This window comes from Kribbella orskensis, from assembly GCF_004342085.1.
GTDB classification, from domain to species: Bacteria; Actinomycetota; Actinomycetes; order Propionibacteriales; family Kribbellaceae; genus Kribbella; species Kribbella orskensis.
Genome location: NZ_SLWM01000006.1, coordinates 235994 through 253385 on the forward strand (window position 1 = coordinate 235994; position 17392 = coordinate 253385).

The 17392-nt window shown below is 69.6% G+C and carries 17 protein-coding genes; 10 read left to right on the forward strand and 7 right to left on the reverse strand.

Features of this window, described 5'->3' with window-relative positions:
• Positions 1–93: 93 nt before the first annotated feature.
• Positions 94–792, reverse strand: a complete 699-nt coding sequence (locus EV644_RS19010) for a class I SAM-dependent methyltransferase (protein ID WP_132189626.1) — start codon at positions 790–792, stop codon at positions 94–96.
• A gap of 123 nt (positions 793–915) precedes the next feature.
• Here EV644_RS19010 and EV644_RS19015 point away from each other — a divergent pair, with 123 nt between their 5' ends.
• Positions 916–1782: a GNAT family N-acetyltransferase gene (locus EV644_RS19015; protein WP_199239893.1), complete on the forward strand. Its 867-nt coding sequence runs from the start codon at positions 916–918 to the stop codon at positions 1780–1782.
• On the opposite strand, the gene EV644_RS19020 is transcribed toward EV644_RS19015, so the two are convergent.
• Positions 1770–3026: an MFS transporter gene (locus EV644_RS19020; protein ID WP_132189627.1), complete on the reverse strand. Its 1257-nt coding sequence runs from the start codon at positions 3024–3026 to the stop codon at positions 1770–1772. The genes EV644_RS19015 and EV644_RS19020 overlap by 13 nt on opposite strands.
• A gap of 181 nt (positions 3027–3207) precedes the next feature.
• Here EV644_RS19020 and EV644_RS19025 point away from each other — a divergent pair, with 181 nt between their 5' ends.
• The gene (locus EV644_RS19025; RefSeq protein WP_132189628.1) at positions 3208–4635 is read left to right on the forward strand and encodes a beta-N-acetylhexosaminidase; all 1428 of its coding nucleotides are present in this window, start codon (positions 3208–3210) and stop codon (positions 4633–4635) included.
• A gap of 108 nt (positions 4636–4743) precedes the next feature.
• A complete protein-coding gene (locus EV644_RS19030; RefSeq protein WP_132189629.1) occupies positions 4744–6180 on the forward strand; it encodes a WS/DGAT/MGAT family O-acyltransferase in 1437 nt (478 codons plus the stop codon).
• Positions 6181–6289: 109 nt separating this feature from the next.
• On the opposite strand, the gene EV644_RS19035 is transcribed toward EV644_RS19030, so the two are convergent.
• Positions 6290–8626, reverse strand: coding sequence for an ABC transporter permease (locus EV644_RS19035; protein WP_132189630.1), 2337 nt, complete (start codon positions 8624–8626; stop codon positions 6290–6292).
• Positions 8623–9330, reverse strand: a complete 708-nt coding sequence (locus EV644_RS19040; protein WP_132189631.1) for an ABC transporter ATP-binding protein — start codon at positions 9328–9330, stop codon at positions 8623–8625. The genes EV644_RS19035 and EV644_RS19040 overlap by 4 nt, the downstream gene beginning before the upstream one ends.
• Before the next feature lie 137 nt (positions 9331–9467).
• On the opposite strand from EV644_RS19040, the gene EV644_RS19045 reads away from it, so the two are divergent.
• Positions 9468–10271, forward strand: coding sequence for a sensor histidine kinase (locus EV644_RS19045; RefSeq protein WP_241998372.1), 804 nt, complete (start codon positions 9468–9470; stop codon positions 10269–10271).
• On the forward strand, positions 10268–10936 hold the full coding sequence (locus tag EV644_RS19050) for a response regulator transcription factor (RefSeq protein WP_132189633.1): 669 nt from the start codon (positions 10268–10270) through the stop codon (positions 10934–10936). The genes EV644_RS19045 and EV644_RS19050 overlap by 4 nt, the downstream gene beginning before the upstream one ends.
• Before the next feature lie 21 nt (positions 10937–10957).
• Here the strand turns inward: EV644_RS19050 and EV644_RS19055 are convergent, their stop codons facing one another.
• The 3 genes from EV644_RS19055 to EV644_RS19065 all read right to left on the reverse strand — a co-directional run bounded on the left by EV644_RS19055 (position 10958) and on the right by EV644_RS19065 (position 13219).
• Positions 10958–11722 (reverse strand): Type 1 glutamine amidotransferase-like domain-containing protein, encoded by a 765-nt coding sequence (locus tag EV644_RS19055; RefSeq protein WP_132189634.1) that lies wholly within the window; start codon positions 11720–11722, stop codon positions 10958–10960.
• A complete protein-coding gene (locus EV644_RS19060; protein WP_132189635.1) occupies positions 11719–12351 on the reverse strand; it encodes a VOC family protein in 633 nt (210 codons plus the stop codon). Before EV644_RS19060 ends, EV644_RS19055 begins: the two co-directional genes overlap by 4 nt.
• 127 nt (positions 12352–12478) lie before the next feature.
• A complete protein-coding gene (locus tag EV644_RS19065; RefSeq protein WP_132189636.1) occupies positions 12479–13219 on the reverse strand; it encodes a DUF3109 family protein in 741 nt (246 codons plus the stop codon).
• A 146-nt stretch (positions 13220–13365) separates the two neighbouring features.
• On the opposite strand from EV644_RS19065, the gene EV644_RS19070 reads away from it, so the two are divergent.
• From EV644_RS19070 to EV644_RS19090, 5 genes are all read left to right on the forward strand, one after another.
• Positions 13366–14298: a Ppx/GppA family phosphatase gene (locus tag EV644_RS19070; RefSeq protein ID WP_132189637.1), complete on the forward strand. Its 933-nt coding sequence runs from the start codon at positions 13366–13368 to the stop codon at positions 14296–14298.
• A 62-nt stretch (positions 14299–14360) separates the two neighbouring features.
• Complete coding sequence (locus EV644_RS19075) at positions 14361–15227, forward strand: sugar phosphate isomerase/epimerase family protein (RefSeq protein WP_132189638.1); 867 nt, start codon at positions 14361–14363, stop codon at positions 15225–15227.
• On the forward strand, positions 15224–15859 hold the full coding sequence (locus EV644_RS19080; protein WP_132189639.1) for a TetR/AcrR family transcriptional regulator: 636 nt from the start codon (positions 15224–15226) through the stop codon (positions 15857–15859). The genes EV644_RS19075 and EV644_RS19080 overlap by 4 nt, the downstream gene beginning before the upstream one ends.
• Positions 15860–15924: 65 nt before the next feature.
• Complete coding sequence (locus EV644_RS19085) at positions 15925–16653, forward strand: ABC transporter ATP-binding protein (RefSeq protein WP_132189640.1); 729 nt, start codon at positions 15925–15927, stop codon at positions 16651–16653.
• Entirely contained in the window at positions 16650–17387 is a 738-nt protein-coding gene (locus EV644_RS19090; RefSeq protein WP_132189641.1) for an ABC transporter permease, read from the forward strand. The genes EV644_RS19085 and EV644_RS19090 overlap by 4 nt, the downstream gene beginning before the upstream one ends.
• Positions 17388–17392: the final 5 nt, after the last annotated feature.

The window sequence follows — 17392 nt, forward strand, 5'->3', positions numbered from 1 at the left end:
TCCCCAGTCGGTGCGAATGTTCACCTTAGGGGGACAACCGGGTCTCTGCAGCCGATCCGCGCGCCGCCGAGGTGTTGGTGGGTGGCTGAGCTCTCAGTAGGTCTTGCTCCAGAGGTTGACGGCGTAGTCGACCTCGACGCCCCGATGCGAGGCGATGATGCGCTCGGCGTCGGCGGGCTTGAACTCGATCCGGATCACCGCTTCGAGGTCCTCGCGGCGCTCGAACCGCCAGCCCATGTCGAGCTCGGTCCGCTGCCAGCCGCGGGCGGTCCAGAAGCGCTCCACCTCAGCCGCCTTGATCTTCGGGTAGCACTCGCTGAACCACCGCCCGAAGGTCGACCGGCTGCCGTCGTTGTCGATCACGAACGCGGTGCCGCCGCGCCGCATCACCCGGTCCAGCTCGGCCAGCCCCGGCTCGCAGCCCGGGCCGAAGAAGTACGCCCAGCGCGCGTGCATCACGTCCACCGACGCGCCACCGACCGGCAGTTTCTGCGCGGTCCCCTGCCGGACCTCGACGTTCGCCAGATCCTTGGTCCGCCGCCGCGCCGCATCCGCCAGGTCGCCGTGCGGCTCGACCCCGATCACCCGCGCCGCGGTCGCCGCGAACATTGGCAGGTGGAACCCGGTACCGCAGCCCAGGTCGAGCACCGTCGCCCCGGCCCAGTCCCGCACCTGCCGCATAGCCGGCTCGAGCACGCCGTCCGGATCGACCGCCCGGTTCTCCACCTCGTAGACGCCGGGGTGATGCCAGATGTTGGGGCTCGGAATCCCACCCTCAGCGATGCTCGCCATACCCAAGACCTTAATTGCCTCCCGCAACTCAAAACGATGGCGGTCCGGGGAAATGTATATAGGTTGAGCAGGCGGTCCCGAGCAGCAATGCTGGCCGCCTGACTCGCTGACCCGGAGGTTCGAGTGCGACGCCGTGACTACGAGGGACCCGACGATCTCCGGTTGATGCAGGACCTGGTGCAGCGGACCTGGAGTCCACGGTCGCGCTTGCACATCGGCGACGTGGCGTGGGAGCGCAGCGTGAACTTCGGCCGGCGCGGGGACACCTGGCGTACTGCGCTGTGGGAGGACGACGGCCAGGTGGTCGCCTGGGGCTGGGCGGAGTTGCCCGACCACCTCCTGCTCGTCGTCGACCCGGTCCGGCCCGAGGCCGCCGCTGAGGTCATCGCTTGGTACCGGGCACTAGTCCCCGAGGGAGCCTGCAGCGTCCTCGAGGAGGAGACCCACCTCGTCTCCGCGTTGGAAGCTGCCGGCTTCCACCCGGACGACGAGGCCCCGTTCTTCACGCACCACGACATGTCGTTGAGCGATCTCCGTACTCCGGTGGTGCCCGACGGGTTCACCCTCCGGCACGTGCGACCGGATGAGGTGGAGAAGCGGGCGGCGGGCCATCGTGCCGCCTGGTCCGACCTGGCTCCGTCGAAAGTGACCGACGAGGACTTCGCCGCGGTGATGAGCACCTGGCCCTACCGGCCCGAGCTCGACTGGATCGTCGAGGCCCCGAACGGCGAGTTCGCGGCCAGCGCGCTGATCTGGCTGGACGAGGTGCATGGTGTCGGCCTGGTGGAGCCGGTCGGCTGCGCCCCGGAGTACAGGCGTCGGGGGTTGGGGCAGGCGGTCAACCTTGCCGCGCTGCACGCCCTGCGCGACGCCGGTGGCACTGACGCCAGGGTCTGCCCTCGCGGCGACGACGGCTATCCCTCGGCGCGGGCGCTCTACCAGTCCATCGGTTTCAAGCCGGGCGCGAGGACCAGGCTCTACGTTGCCTGAGGCAATAGCTTCGCCGAGGTCGCCACGGCCAGCACCGCGACCGGGATGAGCAACATGCCGCAGAGCACGGCGAGCCAGTGGAAGCCGAGGTGGGCGAGAACCGGGCCGGCGGCGATGCCCGCGATGGAGGCGAAGGCGCCCATGGTCAGGTCCGACAGCCCTTGTGCCGAGGTGCGGATGTCCTCCGGCACCGACCGGGACAGCAAGGTGGACCCCGCCACGAGGCAGGCGGACCAGCCGAGTCCGAGGAGGACCAGTGCCAGCCCGGTGAGGCTGTGCGCCTCGTCCGGAGCCAACGCTGCACACGTCATCGCCGCGGCCAGGATGGCCAGGCCGACGCCGATGGTGGGGATGCGACCGATCCGGTCGGCCAGCCAGCCCATCACCGGGGACAGGGCGTACATGCCGGCCACGTGAGCGCTGATGACGAACCCCACGATCGTCAGCGAGGCGCCGTGGTGCCGCAGGTGCACCGAGGTCATCGACATCACCCCGACCATCACGGAGTGCGCGGCGGCGATCGACAGCAACCCCAGGCGGGCTTGGGGAATCACCATCACCCGGCGGAAGGTCGTTGCCAGCGGCTGCCGCTCCACCTTGGTTCGCACGGTCACTTGCTGCAGCCGGCGCAGCCCCATCCACACGACCGCCAGTGCGAGAGTGAAGGCCACCACCGAGAAGATGTACGGCCCGGCGAGCGCCATCACGCCGACCGACGTACCGACCGAGCCGCCGACGCCGGTGAGGTTGGGGCCGACCACGACACCGATGGTGGTCGCCCAGACCACCAGTGAGAGGGACCTGGCCACGTGCTTGGGGTCAGCCGCATCCGTCGCGGCGTACCGGGCCTGCAGGTTGGAGGCGGAGCCGCTGCCGAACAGGCAGCCGGCGAGCAGCAGCAGGGCGAGCGAGTCGATCTGCGCCGCGACGATGCTGAGCAGCGCGCCGGCGACCGCGATCAGATAGCCGATCGTGAGCGACACCCGGCGTCCCTGCGACCGGGCCAGGCGCGCGAGCGGTACTGCGAGGATCGCGGCCCCGAGCGTCGTCGAGGTGGCGACGAGCCCGGCCATCGACGTCGACCCCGAGATGTTCTCCGCGAGCAGTCCGGCCACGGCGAACCCGCTGGCCACGGCCACTCCGCCGAGCACGTTGCTGACCACGAGCACGCGCAACGTCCCGCGCTGCAGGTCGGCAGCGGTCGTCGGTACTGCGTCGGCGGGGCGGGCGGAGTCGGCGGTCACCCGCTCACCTTCTCATCGGAACGCCGTCCCGGCAGCCGGATTAGCGTGCCGAGAACTGCTCGGCAGTGCTCCTGCGGGTGACTTGTGCGCAGTTCGGAGCGTGGACCTGACCTGTGCCCGCGGTGGTCTGCGCGGGTATGGTCGCACCGACGTGGCAGCATCGACCCTGACTGGAGTCCGGATGTCCGAACCGATCGCGATCGTCCCAGCCCCCCGCGAGCTCGTCACCGAAGACGGCCAGTGGATCACCTCGGACCCGGCCGCCGACGCCGTCCGGACCGTGGTGGAGAACCTCGGCGAGACCGAGTACCGGATCGACGTGACGCCCGGCGGCGCGCGGCTGTCCGCCGGTTCCGAGGACGCGCTCCGGCACGCCGAGCAGACCTACCGGCAGTTGCTGGACTCCGCCGTACCGGCCGAGGACGGGGCGGTCGCCGTACCGGCGGTGCGGATCGCGGACGCCCCGGCCTTCGCGTGGCGCGGGATGATGCTCGACGTCGCGCGGCACTTCATGCCGAAGGACTTCGTACTCCGGATCATCGACGCGATCGCCCTGCACCGGATGAACGTGCTGCACCTGCACCTCACCGACGACCAGGGCTGGCGGGTGCAGATCGACGCGTACCCGAAGCTCACCGAGGTCGGCGCCTGGCGGCCGGAGACCATGGTCGGCAAGATGTCGCACGGCCAGACCGAGTTCAGCTACGACGGGACACGGCACGGCGGCTTCTACACCAAGGACGACCTGCGCGAGATCGTCGCGTACGCCGCCGAGCGCGGGATCACCGTCGTCCCCGAGATCGACCTGCCGGGCCACATGCAGGCGGCGATCGCGGCGTACCCGGAGCTCGGCAACAACCCGGACACCCAGCTCGGCGTCCGGCAGATCTGGGGCATCAGCGACGACGTGCTCAACGTGAACGACGAGACGGTCGAGTTCGTCCGGACGGTACTGCGAGAGGTGCTGGAGATCTTCCCCGGCCCGTACATCCACCTCGGCGGCGACGAGTGCCCGGACGTGCAGTGGCGTACCGCGGAGGCGGCGCAGGCGCGGCAGGCCGAGCTCGGGCTGACCGACGCCGGGCAGCTCCAGGGGTGGTTCACCGCGCAGGTCGCGGCGGTGCTCACCGAGGACGGCCGGCGGCTGGTCGGCTGGGACGAGATGGTCGAGACGGACTGCCCGAAGGACGCCGTGATCATGGCCTGGCGTGGCCCGGATCGCGGTGAGGTGGCGGCCAAGGCCGGCCACGACGTGGTGATGGCGCCGAACCAGTCTGTGTACTTCGACTACTACCAGGGCAACCCGGAGACCGAGCCGCTGGCGATCGGCCACTTCACCCCGCTGGAGAAGGTGTACGACTTCGAGGTGATCCCGCCCGGCCTGACCGCCGAGGAGCAGGCCCGCATCGTCGGCACCCAGTGCCAGGTCTGGACGGAGTACATGGAAGGTCCCGACCAGGTCGGCTACATGCTGCTGCCCCGCCTCAGCGCCTTCGCCGAACGTGCCTGGGGCTCCCCGAAGACGTCGTACGACGACTTCCTCACCCGGCTGCGCCCGCACCTGAGCCGGATCGGGTCCCTCGGCCTGAACTACCGCCCGCTGGACTGACGACCACGCAACGGCGGGGGTGCCTCCAGAACGGAGGTACCCCCGCCGTTTGCTGTCTCGGCAGTTAGGTCATAGCTTGCAGAAGGCATCTGGAGAGCGGGAGGGCTGATGAGCGCGGTGGGGCCGCTGGATGCGATGTTCTTGCTGGGGGAGACGCGCGAGCAGCCGATGCATGTCGGCGGGCTGATGTTGTTCGAGCTGCCGGACGGCGCTCGCGACCAGGTGTTCCCGGACGGGACACGGGACTACGTGTCGCGGCTCTACCAGGACATCGTCGAGAACCAGACGGTCAACCCGGTCTTCACCCGGCGGGTCCGGAACCGACCGCTCGACCTCGGCTACTGGTCGTGGCGCCAGGACCAGCAGATCGACCTCGAGTACCACGTCCGGCTGTCCGGGCTGGCCCGGCCCGCGCGGTACCGGGAGTTGTTCGAGCTCACCAGCAGGTTGCATGGCACGCTGCTCGACCGGCGCCGGCCGCTGTGGGAGATGCAGTTGATCGAGGGGGTGCACGGTCGCTGGTTCGCGGTCTACACCAAGGTCCACCACTCGATGATGGACGGCGTCACCGCGCTCCGCTGGATGCAGCAGATGCTCAGTCCGGACCCGGCCCGGACCGGGATGCCGGCGCCGTACGCGTTGCCCGAGCAGGAGACCGCGGCGACCGGGCTCACCTCGGCGGCCGCGCCCGGCGGATTCTCCCCGGCCAGTCTGGTCGCGGCGGCCGGGCGGACCGCGGGTGGTGCCGGGCGGGTGCTGGCGGACCTGGCCGGGTTGTCGCCGGTCGCTTTGCGGGGTGCTCTGCGGGCGCTGCAAGCCGAGCACTCGTCGGTGGCGTTCCAGGCGCCGAGGACGATCCTCAACCAGCCGATCACCGGGGCCCGGCGGTTCGCCGCGCAGTCCTGGCCGACGGAGCGGCTCGAGAAGGTCCGCGCCATCACCGGCGCCACCCTCAACGATGTGATGCTGGCGATGTGTTCAGGTGCCCTGCGCAACTACCTGCTGGAGCTGAACGCCCTGCCGGACAAGGGGCTGACGGCGATGGTGCCGGTGTCGCTGCGCGGTGCCGACAAGGAGGCGCCGGGCGGCGGCAACTCCCTCACCACGCTGATCGCGGATCTCGCCACCGACGAGCGGGACCCCGAGCGCCGGATCCGCCGCATCATGGACTCGACCACCTACGGCAAGAGGGTGCTGTCCGGGCTGACACCCCTGCAGAACTTGATGATCGGAGCACTCGGCCTCGCCTCGGCGGGACCCGCCGCGGTGATCCCCGGACTGGCCGGCCGCACCACCCCGCCGTACAACGTGGTGATCTCCAACATCCCCGGGCCGGTCGAGAGCCCGCTGTACTGGAACCGCTCGCGGCTGCTCGGGATGTACCCGGCGTCGATCGTCCTGAACGGCCAGGCGCTCAACATCAGCGTCACCAGTTACGACCACCGACTGCACTTCGGCCTCACCGGCTGCCGCACCACGGTGCCCCACCTGCAACGCCTCCTGGCCCACCTGGAGACATCCCTCGCCGAGCTGGAGACTCTCTAGTACGGCAGCCGGACTTCGTGGTGTTGGCGCTGGCCGAGCATCCCGGCCATGACTCCCCGGATGGCGGTCTATCAGCCATGCAGGCATTCCTACCAACGGCGACCGACAGTCACTCGTTGTGGAGGACTTCGGCGATGGTGGCTCTGGCGGCGGAGCGCGCTGGGAGGAAGGCGCCTAGAGCGGCGATGGCGATGCCGGCCAGGACCAGGAGGGCGAGTAGGCCCAAAGGATAGACGTCGAGCATGAAGTCGGGGATCTCGACCTGGGCGCCGTTGGCCATCGCGGGGACGACCAGGCGGTGGGCGATGATGCCGATCGGGATGCCGAGCAGGCCGCCGACGGCGCCGAGCGCGGCCATGGAGGTCACCACCATCAGCGTGACCTGGGCCGGTGTCATGCCGATCGACTTGAGCATGCCCAGGTCGCGCCGGCGTTCGCGGGTGTTGAGGACGACGGTGTTGAAGACGCCGAGTGCGGCCACGGTCCCGAGCATCAGGGTGAGCAGGATGACGGTCGCCAGCACGATCGCGATGAACGGGCCTGGATCCTGTCCCGGTACCTCCTCGAGGCCGGAGTCGCCGGCCTGGACGGCTTTGACATACGCATCGATGTCGGTGCCCGGCTTGAGCTGGATCTCGTAGGTGGTCGCCTCGGTGCCAGGCGCGACGAGCGCGAGCGTCTCCCAGTTCGACAGCACCTCTTCGCCCGAGTTGTACAGCACCTTGGCAACGATCCGCACCTGCGTGCTCTTGCCGCCGGACTGCAGCGCGATCGTGTCGCCGACCGCGACGCCCCGTTGCCGCAGGAACCGTTCGGACACGGCCACCTGCCCCGGTCCGTCGGGCCAGCGCCCCTCCAGCACCCGATAGCCGAGCTGGTTCGAGTCTCCGCGATAGAAGGTGACCCGCAGGTCCTGCTTCGTCCCGGCCAACCGCATCGGGAGATCATGGCTAGCCGTCACGTAGAGAGCACCCGCCGACGACCGCAGCAGTGCCTCATCTGCGGAGTCACTCAACTTCGCGACGGGTCCTGCCGGCGAAACACCCTCCGGAACCAGCCGCGAACCGTTCTCCGCCCTCCCACCGAACATCGTCAGGTCGACGGCGCCGGCGCGGCTCGCGGCCGTCTGGTAGGTGGTCAACGACTCCCCGAGACCCACTGCCAGCGTCACACTCGTCACGCCGAGTACGACGGCTGCCAGCGTCAGGGCGGTGCGTGCCGGACGGGCGAACGGCAGTCCGAGGCCAAGGCTCACTGACCGCGGCAGCCGCGTGCCGCTGAGCCAACGCTGAGCGCGCAGACCACGACCGGCCCGGGGCGCGCTGCCCGCACTGATCGCCTCGGCGGCCGACAGACTGCGGGCTCGCAGCGAAGGCACCAGCGCGGACAGCGCGACCAGCAGCGGTACGCCGACCAGCGCCGCCACGTCCACCCAGACGGGTACGCCGACTCCCTCGGCGCCGTAGTTCTCGAAAGCCCTTGTCAGCAAGGACTCCGCGAGAACGTTGCCGAGGACAACCCCGAGCGCACAACCGACGATCGCCGGAATGGAGATCATCGCGAGATAGACCGCCATCACCTGCGTGGGCGTGAAGCCCAGGGCCTTGAGTACGCCGATATGCCGGAACCCGGCCACCACCGCACCACTGACCACGTTGGCGACGATGAGTACGGCGACCGCCAGCCCGAGCCAACCGAACACCAGCAGGAACGGCACGAACGTGTTCGGTTCGCCGGTGGCAACCGCCCTCAGAACCAGGTACGACTGCGTGCCGAGCAGCGCGCCCGACGGCAATCCGGCCGTCACCGCGGACTCGCCTGCCGCGACCTGCGCGTTGGTCGCCGACTGAGTGAAGCGGTAGAGCATCTGACTGGCGGTCGGCTTCAACGCGGTCATCTGCTCAGGCGTCACCCACGCGTCGGCCGACTCGCTCACGCTGTACGCGAATCCGACGACGGTCAGAGTGGGACCACCAGGCACGGTGAGCTGGTTTCCCACCGCCGGCGCGCCGCGTCCGCGACTGGAGGTGACCGGGTTCCGGTTGAGCACGATCTCGCCCGGCTTGTCCGGCCAGCGGCCTTCCCAGACGTTGAGGCGGTCGACCGGCCCGTCGGCGTCCGCGCGGCCTACCACGACAAGTGACAGCGGGGGCCCGCCGATGTTCAGGTCAAGGGTGGTCATACCGAATGGGCCCGCTGAGGCCTCAGCCGCTCGAGCGGCCTCGGTGAGCTGGCTGTCTGAGACCTTGGCCCGGTCGTACGACGCTACGAGGTGTGCACCGCTTTGACGCGAGTACGCCTGGTCGAAGGGCCCTGTCGAGGCTGCCAGGAGTCCTAGCGCGACCACGATCATCGTGGTGGACAGCGCGACGACGACACCGATCACGAGCGTCTGGAGCCTGCGGCGTCGTACCGCTGCTCGCGACACCGGCCACACGGCGCTCACGCCGTACGCTCCAGGCTGCGCTCGCGGGCGACCTGTCCGTCGACGACCTCGACCAGGCGGCTGGCGCACCGAGTGGCGAGTTGCTGGTCGTGAGTCACCAGCAGCAGCGTCTGGCCGATCTGGTTGAGGTCGAGCAGCAGATCCATCACCTGCTCGCCGGCACGAGTGTCCAGTGCGCCGGTCGGCTCGTCGGCCAGCAGCACCGCCGGGCGGTTCATCAGCGCTCTCGCAACGGCCACACGTTGCCGTTCGCCACCGCTCAGCTGGGCCGGGTACGTGTTGCGGCGACCGGCGATGCCGAGCTCTTCGAAGAGTTCGAGCGCGCGTTTCCGGGCGTGCGATGCCGAGGTGCCGGTGAGCTGCGCGGCCAGCGCGACGTTGTCGAGCGCCGACAGATCGTCGAGCAGGTTGAAGAACTGAAAGATCATGCCGATCCGGCGACGGCGGTAGAGCGCCAGGCCCTTCTCGTTGAGCGTGCCCAGGTCCTCGCCGTGCACCACGACGGACCCCGAGGTCGGCCGGTCCAGTCCCGCGACCATGCTGAGCAGCGTCGACTTGCCACTGCCGGACGGTCCCATCACCGCCACCGCCTCGCCGGCGTGGATCTCCAGCGACACCCCGTCCAGCGCGACGGATTCGCCGTACTCCTTGCGCACCCGGCTGAGCTGAACGACTGCCTGTCCGTTGCCTTCGTCATCCGTCATGCGTTCAAGCTAGGCCCAGCCGCGCTCGCCGGACGTCAGCCTGCGGACGTAACGTTCCCGCCCTGTCATCCTGGAGATGTACGGCGTGCCACCTGCGGAGGATGCGGAAACCGGGGCGCCTTGGGACAGTGGTCCATGTGTTCACGATCTGGCTGCCGATCGCGGTGGTGGCCCTGCTTGCCGCCGTGCTGCTGGCGGTCGCACTCGTCCGGACCAGGCGGGCTCATGCCAGGGCGTTCGAGGAACGCGGCTGGCTGCTGGAACGGGAACGGGAGAGCGCCGCGCGGAACGCGGTCGACGCCGAGCGGGCCAGGATCGCCCAGGACCTGCACGACATCGTCAGCCACAACGTGAGCGTCATGGTGATCCAGGCCGGCGCGGCCCGGCAGGTACTCGCGACGGATCCGGCCGATGCCGAGGCGGCGCTGCTCGCGGTCGAGGCGGCCGGACGCGACACGATGACCGAGCTCCGGCACCTGCTCGGGTTGCTCACCCCGTCGCCCGACGGCCAGGACGACGAGCAGCTGTCGCCGCAGCCCAGTCTGAGCCGGTTGAGCCCGCTGATCGACCGGATTGCGTTCGCCGGCCTGCCGGTCGAGGTCCGCATCTCGGGCGAGCCGCGACCGCTTCCCGCGGGGGTCGACGTCACGGCGTACCGGATCATCCAAGAGGCGCTGACCAATGCGCTGAAGCACGGCGACGGCGTGAAGGCGGAGGTGACGGTGCGATACGCCGACCACGCGCTGCGCGTCGAGGTGCTGAACACCGGGCCGAGTGTCCTGTCCGGCGGGCGTCCGGCTCAGGCCAGGAACGACTCCGAGGGCCGAGGGCTGCTCGGGTTGAGACAGCGGGTGGCGGTGTACGGCGGCGACCTCGACGCCAGGCGGAGAATCGGCGGCGGGTTCCGGGTCCGGGCCAAGATCCCGCTGGAACGCCCATGACGGAACCGCGGGTCGTGATCGCGGACGACCAGGCGCTGGTGCGGATCGGGTTCCGGATGATCCTGACCGCGCGGGGCATCGAGGTGGTCGGTGAAGCCGCCGATGGCGCTGAGGCGGTCGAGGCGGTACGCCGGCTGCGACCGGACGTCGTACTGATGGACATCCGGATGCCGACCATGGACGGCCTGGAAGCCACCCGGCGCATCCTCGCCGAGGCGCCGGACTGCCGCGTCCTCATGCTCACCACGTTCGACCTGGATCGCTACGTGTACGCCGCTTTGGCCGCGGGGGCCAGCGGGTTCCTGCTGAAGGACGTCACACCCGAACACCTCGCCAACGCGGTCCGCCTGGTCAACACCGGTGACGCGCTGCTCGCTCCCTCCATCACCCGCCGCCTGGTCGAACGGTTCGCGGTGTCGGAGCACGTGCCGTCGCTGCCCGCGATCCACCGCGACCTCGCCGCACTGACGCCGCGGGAGCTCGAAGTCCTCACCCTGATGGGCCACGGCCTGTCCAACGCGGAGCTCGCCACGGAGCTGACTCTCAGCGAAGCGACGGTGAAGACCCACGTTGCCCGGATCTTCGCCAAACTGTCACTCCGTGACCGAGCCCAAGCTGTCGTCCTCGCCTACGAAACCGGCCTGGTCACGCCTGAACGGAACTGATCGACTACCGACCGTCGTGGTCTAGAGGTCTTGGGGGACGAGAGTCGTGAATGTTGAGTCAAGCTGTCGTAGCAGGTACCGCGGCACGATCTCGCTTTCGAGGAAACCGCCCGAGCCGTCCGGGTCGACCTTCCAGGCGCGGGCGTCGGGGAGGACGGAGACCACTTCGTGCAAGGCGCCGTCGACGTAGTGCAGCCCCACGCCGTCCTCCGTCGCGTAGCCGCCGGGAAGAGCGCCCGAGGCAACCAACTGCCGGTACGCCGTACGCCGTGGCTGGTCGCCGAGATCGTCGTGCACGCCGTTGCTCCACGGCAGCCAGCCGAGACCGTTGCTGAAGGCATCCAGGGAGTCGCGGTACGAGTCGGTCGGGCCGCCGAGGTGCCAGCAGAGGCTGCCTGCGCTCTGGCCGGCCATCACCACGCCGTTCTGCCAGCACTCGTGCAGGATCTCGGGCAGTCCGTGCGCGCGCCAGACCGCCATCAGGTTGACCACGCTGCCGCCGCCGACCCAGACGACGTCCTGCGCCAGCAGGTGTTTACGGACGTCCGGCACGTTCGGCGAGGTGAACAGCGTCAGCACACTCGGCTCGACCGACGGGTCGTTGCCGAAGGCATCCTCGAACCACTTGACCACCAGCGGGTTGTCGCCCTCGGCGGTCGGGATGAAGCAGAACCTCGCCGGGCCGGACGCGCCGGCCAGCGACACGGCGTACGAGATCAGGTCGCGGGTCCGGGAGCGGTCGCCGGTCAGGATCCCGGAGACCGCGAGGATCTGCGACGAGGTCACAACCGGACGATGCCCTGCGGGGTCTGGAAGACGGCGGCGACCAGGCCGGGCTGGCCGTTCGGTCCGACCCAGGCGACGTCGAGGTCGTCGAGCAGGTGGTCGGCCGGGTGGCCGATCCAGTCGGTCACCCGGGTCGGGTCACCGGCGATCTCCAGCCCGGTCAGCTTGACGCCCTTGCCGCCGGTCGACGGGTGCTGGGTCAGGTCGTCCCAGTGGATGAAGAAGGGCAGTTGCGGGTCGGCGATCAGGCCCTTGACGCCGATCTGCCGCCAGGTGAGGTTGACCCCGTCCGGCCGGTGCCGGTTGCCCGGAACGGCGTCGCGGCCGAGGCGCTTCTCCATCCGCTCCATGTCGCGGACCGCGACCACCCAGCCGAGCCAGCCGCCGCCCAGTTGCTTGCGGGCGCGGACCGCCTGGCCGAACGGCGCCTTGTCCGAGGACGGGTGGTCCAGCACGTCGACGACCTCGATGTAGCGGTCGTTCTCGAGCGGCAGGACGTGGTTCACCGTGCCGAAGCGCGGGTGCACCCCGCCGTCGACGAACTCGGCCCCGAGCACCGCGGACAGCCGGTCGACGGTCGCCTGATACCCGTCCGGCCCAGCGGCATATGACAAGTGATCCAAGCGCATGCGAAACATTGTGTCGGCTCCCGGCCAACCCCGCCGATCCGGGGTGTCGAACAAAGGCAACCCTTACCTCAAACAACACCCTGAAAAGCCGGCGCCCCGGAGGTCGTTCTCCGTCTTACCGAGCGTGCTATTTGGAGGCGGGGTGGGGGAGTAGCGGTTTGGGGGCGGCTAGGTGCTGGCGGCAGAAGTCGGCCAGGACGTCGTAGGCCTTCTCGCCCATCAGGGTCTGGAGTTCGACCTTGCTCGACTCGAAGACCGCCTCGACCGCGATGTGCGCCTCGGTGTTCCCGGTGCAGTACCAGTCCAGGTCGTGACCGCCCGGGCCCCAGCCGCGCCGGTCGTACTCACCGATGCCGACCTCCGTGTACGACGTGCCGTCCGGCCGCTCGACCTCGCGGAAGGTCCGGCGGATCGGGAGTTGCCAGCAGACGTCCGGCTTGGTCTCGACGAAGTGCACGCCCTGCTTCAGCGCCAGCCCGTGCAGCGCGCAGCCACCGCCGCCGGCGAAGTCCGGCCGGTTCAGGAAGATGCAGGCGCCCTCGAAGACGCGGGTCTTGCGGTCACCCTCGTCGTCGGTCTCGACCCAGCCGTGCTTCTTGCCTTCCTTGCGGTACTGCCAGTCGTCGCTGGTCAGCTGCTTGACGTACGTCTTCACCCGGGCCTCGTCGTCGGCGTCGGAGAAGTGCGCGCCGAGGGTGCAGCAGCCGTCGTTCGGGCGGCCCTTGTAGATGCCCTTGCAGCCGCCGCCGAAGATGCAGGTCCAGTTGGACGTCAGCCAGGTCAGGTCGCAGCGGAACACCTGGTCGGCGTCGGCGGGGTCGACGAACTCGACATAGGCGCGGGGGAAATCAAGTGAGACCTCAGGCACCGGGAAAGCGTACGTCGTTCGCGGCGATACGCGGTCATCCCGGCCGGTACTGCGTGGGTTGCCGATCGGCCGGACGGGATCAAATCTGCGGGAAGACCACCGCGGGCGGGCAAGGTGAACTCCAGGAGTCCAGTAGCGTGGAGGGTATGCGGCTAGGCGTACTCGACGTGGGATCCAACACCGTCCACCTCCTCGTGGTGGACGCTCACCGTGGTGCCGCCCCGCTGCCGGCGTACTCGCACAAGACCGAGCTGAGGCTCGCCGAGCACCTCGAGAAGGACGGCAACATCGCCCAGTCCGGCGCCGACGGGCTGGTGGCCTTCGTCAAGGAGGCGGCCGAGCTGGCCGAGGACAAGGGCTGCCAGACGGTGCACGCCTTCGCCACCTCCGCGCTGCGTGAGGCCCCGAACGGCGAGAAGGTGCTGGACCGCGTCCGCAAGGAGACCGGGATCGACCTCGACGTGCTCACCGGGGAGGACGAGGCCCGCCTGACGTTCCTGGCCGTACGCCGTTGGTTCGGTTGGTCGTCCGGGCGGCTGGCCGTGTTCGACATAGGAGGTGGGTCGCTGGAGATCGCGGCCGGGTCGGACGAGGAACCGACGGTCGCCGTGTCCGTCCCGCTCGGCGCCGGCCGGCTGACCCGGGAGTCGCTGACCCAGGACCCGCCGGACAAGGACGAGGTGCGGGAGCTGCGCAAGCGGATCCGGATCGAGATGGCGGCGGTGGCGGGTGACGTACTGCGGGCCGGCAAGCCGCAGCGGTCCGTCGCCACCAGCAAGACGTTCCGCTCGCTGGCCCGGATCTGCGGGGCGGCTCCGTCCGAGGACGGGCCGTACGTGCCGCGGTCGCTGAACCGCGACGACCTGACCGACAGGATGCCGAAGCTGATCAAGATGACGGCGGCCGAGCGGGGCGAGCTGCCCGGTGTCTCCGCGGGCCGCTCCTCCCAGCTCGTCGCCGGCGCCCTGGTGGCCGACGCCGTGATGGACCTGTTCGACCTGACCTCGCTCGAGGTCTGCCCGTGGGCTTTGCGCGAAGGCGTGATCCTGTCCCGCCTTGACCAGTTGCAACCCCGATGACACCGGTCGCACCCTTGTGACCCGGTCGCTATCCCGATGACGAAGTGCGAAGGCACCAGCAGATGAGCCCCCGCGACACCGCAAAGATCGGCCTCTCCAACGCTTCGGTCTACCCCGAGTCCACCGCCAGTTGTTTCGAGCTGGCGGCCCGGCTGGGGTACGACGGCGTCGAGGTGATGGTGGGGATCGACCCGCTCAGCACCCAGATCGACGCCGTACAGCGGCTCGTCGACTACCACCAGTTGCCGGTGCTGGCGATCCACGCGCCGTGTCTGCTGATCACCCAGCGGGTCTGGGGTACCGACCCGTGGGGCAAGCTCGAGCGCAGCGCCGAGGCGGCCAAGGAGCTCGGCGCCGACGTGGTCGTGGTGCACCCGCCGTTCCGCTGGCAGCGTGACTACGCGCGCGGCTTCGTCGAGGGGATCGCGCGGCTGGAGGTCGAGACCGGGGTCATCTTCGCGGTCGAGAACATGTACCCGTGGCGCGCGCCGGGCAAGGGCCTGCAGGCGTATGCGCCGAGCTGGGACCCGACCGAGCAGAGCTATGCGCACACCACGCTCGACCTGTCGCACGCGTCCACCGCGGAGCAGGACTGCGTCGACCTCGCCGCGACGATGGGGTCCACCCTCAAGCACGTGCACCTGACCGACGGCACGGGCTCGGCCAAGGACGAGCACCTGGTCCCGGGTCGTGGTACTCAGCGTGCCGGCGATCTGCTGCAGGGTCTGGCGAACAACGACTTCCGCGGCCACATCATCATCGAGATCAACACCCGCCGCGCGACCAGCCGGTCCGAGCGCGAAGTGGATCTGATCGAGTCGCTGGACTTCACCCGCAAGCACTTCGTCCGGACCACTGATGCCGTCTCGTCCCGGCGGTCGGCCTTCGCCGTGACCAGCGACGGCGAGGTGTCGGAGCTCAACTCGTGACGAGCCGCCGCACCCCGGACCGCAGTACGGCCGGTACTCCGGACCGTGCCTCGGCCCGTACGCCGGGACGCCGCCCGGGTGGTCCTGACACCCGCGGTGAGATCCTCGACGCGGCCCGGGAATCCTTTGCCGGCAAGGGATTCGCGGCCACCTCGCTCCGGGCGGTCGCCCGGGAGGCCGGCGTCGACGCGGCGCTGATCCACCACTACTTCGGTGGCAAGGACGAGTTGTTCATCGAGTCGATGTCGCTGCCGATCGACCCGCGCCAGGTGGCCGCGGCCATTCTCGACGGCCCGCGCGACGAGCTCGGCCGTCGCATCATCACCGTCTTCCTGGGCGTCTGGGAGTCCCCCGACGGCCAGCAACGGATGAAGGCGATCCTGCGCAGCGTGGTCAGCAGCGACGAGGTCGCCCGGATGATGCGCGAAGGCATCACCCAGATGATCATCCACCCTGTCTCCCAGGTCCTGCGTGTCCCCGACGCCGAGCTCCGCGTCTCCCTGGTCGCCAGCCAGCTGCTCGGCATGGCCCTGACCCGCTACCTCGTCGAGCTGGACCCCATCGCCACCACCGACGTCCCCACCCTGATCGACCGCATGGCCCCCGCGATCCAGCACTACCTCACCGCCTGATTCCAGCGGAGTCCTGATCGACCCGAGGTGTTGCCAGCGGGTGCGCTGCGCGCTAAATTCATCACATGATGAAAAACGCGGCGGCAGTGGTGTGCCGGGACGTCGTGGTGGTGCGCGGGGAGCGGGAGGTCCTGCACGGGGTCGGGTTCGACCTCCGGGCCGGGTCGGTGACGGGGCTGCTGGGGCCGTCGGGGTGTGGCAAGACGACGTTGATCCGGGCGATCGTGGGCCTGCAGGCCAAGGTCACCGGGCAGGTCGAGGTGCTCGGGCTGCCGGCCGGCGCGCCCAAGCTGCGCGGGCGGATCGGCTACGTCACGCAGGAGCCGAGCGTGTACGGCGACCTCACCGTGACCGAGAACCTGCGCTTCTTCGCCGCGGTGCTCGGAGTCGGCTCGGACGACATCGGCCGGGTGATCGACGCGGTCGATCTGCGCAGCCACGCTGACGTACGGGTGGACGAGCTGTCCGGCGGCGAGCGGTCCCGGGCCTCGCTCGCGGCCGCGCTGCTCGGCGACCCCGAACTGCTCGTCCTCGACGAACCCACGGTCGGCCTGGATCCGGTGCTGAGGCGCGACCTGTGGGAGTTGTTCCACCGGCTCGCGGACGACGGCGCCACGCTGCTCGTGTCCAGCCACGTGATGGACGAGGCGAGCAGGTGCGACCGGCTGCTGCTGATGCGCGACGGCGACCTACTCGCCGACGAGACCCCACGGGCGCTGCTGGAATCGGCCGGCACCACCGACCTCGAGCAGGCCTTCCTCATCCTGATCGAGCAGAAGGCAGGTGCACGATGACCCTGCGAGTGACCTTCGCCGTGGCGGCCCGGGTGCTGGCGCAGCTGCGCCGGGACCACCGCACGGTGGCGATGCTGATCGTGCTCCCGGCAGCGCTGGTCAGCCTGATGTGGTGGATGTTCCAGGACTCACCGACCACCTTCGACCGGATCGGCGGACCGCTGCTGGCGGTGTTCCCCGCGATCATCATGTTCATCGTCACCTCGGTGGCGACATTGCGCGAGCGCTCCAGTGGCACTCTGGCCCGGCTGTTCACCATGCCGATGGCCAAGCTCGACTTCCTGCTCGGCTACGCGTTGGCCTTCGCGCTGATCGCCGTGGTCCAGGCGGTCGTGGTGGTCTCGATCTCGCTCTATGCGCTCGACCTCGACATCCAGGGCGCCGCCTGGCAGCTCGGTGTGGTGGCAGTCCTCGACGGCGTTCTCGGTACTGCGCTGGGCCTGTTCGCGAGCGCCTTCGCCGCGACCGAGTTCCAGGCCGTCCAGATGATGCCGGCGGTGATGATCCCGCAGATCCTGCTCTGCGGACTCCTCGTGCCGCGCGACGACCTCCCCGACGTACTGCGTGCGATCAGCGACGTGCTGCCGCTCTCGTACGCCGTCGACGCGGTCGCCGGAGTTGCCCAGGGCAACGGATTCGGCAGTGGCGCCGGCGCCGATGCCCTGGTCGTCCTCGCGTTCATCCTGGCGGCGCTGGCCCTCGGCGCAGCCACCCTCAAACGCCGTACCGCCTGATCACT

Coding starts and splice junctions, on each gene's coding strand:
- EV644_RS19050 (WP_132189633.1), top strand. CDS start 10,268: ATGACGGAACCGCGGGTCGTGATCGCGGACGACCAGGCGCTGGTGCGG.
- EV644_RS19030 (WP_132189629.1), top strand. CDS start 4,744: ATGAGCGCGGTGGGGCCGCTGGATGCGATGTTCTTGCTGGGGGAGACG.
- EV644_RS19025 (WP_132189628.1), top strand. CDS start 3,208: ATGTCCGAACCGATCGCGATCGTCCCAGCCCCCCGCGAGCTCGTCACC.
- EV644_RS19060 (WP_132189635.1), bottom strand. CDS start 12,351: ATGCGCTTGGATCACTTGTCATATGCCGCTGGGCCGGACGGGTATCAG.
- EV644_RS19070 (WP_132189637.1), top strand. CDS start 13,366: ATGCGGCTAGGCGTACTCGACGTGGGATCCAACACCGTCCACCTCCTC.
- EV644_RS19090 (WP_132189641.1), top strand. CDS start 16,650: ATGACCCTGCGAGTGACCTTCGCCGTGGCGGCCCGGGTGCTGGCGCAG.
- EV644_RS19085 (WP_132189640.1), top strand. CDS start 15,925: ATGATGAAAAACGCGGCGGCAGTGGTGTGCCGGGACGTCGTGGTGGTG.
- EV644_RS19010 (WP_132189626.1), bottom strand. CDS start 792: ATGGCGAGCATCGCTGAGGGTGGGATTCCGAGCCCCAACATCTGGCAT.
- EV644_RS19040 (WP_132189631.1), bottom strand. CDS start 9,330: ATGACGGATGACGAAGGCAACGGACAGGCAGTCGTTCAGCTCAGCCGG.
- EV644_RS19075 (WP_132189638.1), top strand. CDS start 14,361: ATGAGCCCCCGCGACACCGCAAAGATCGGCCTCTCCAACGCTTCGGTC.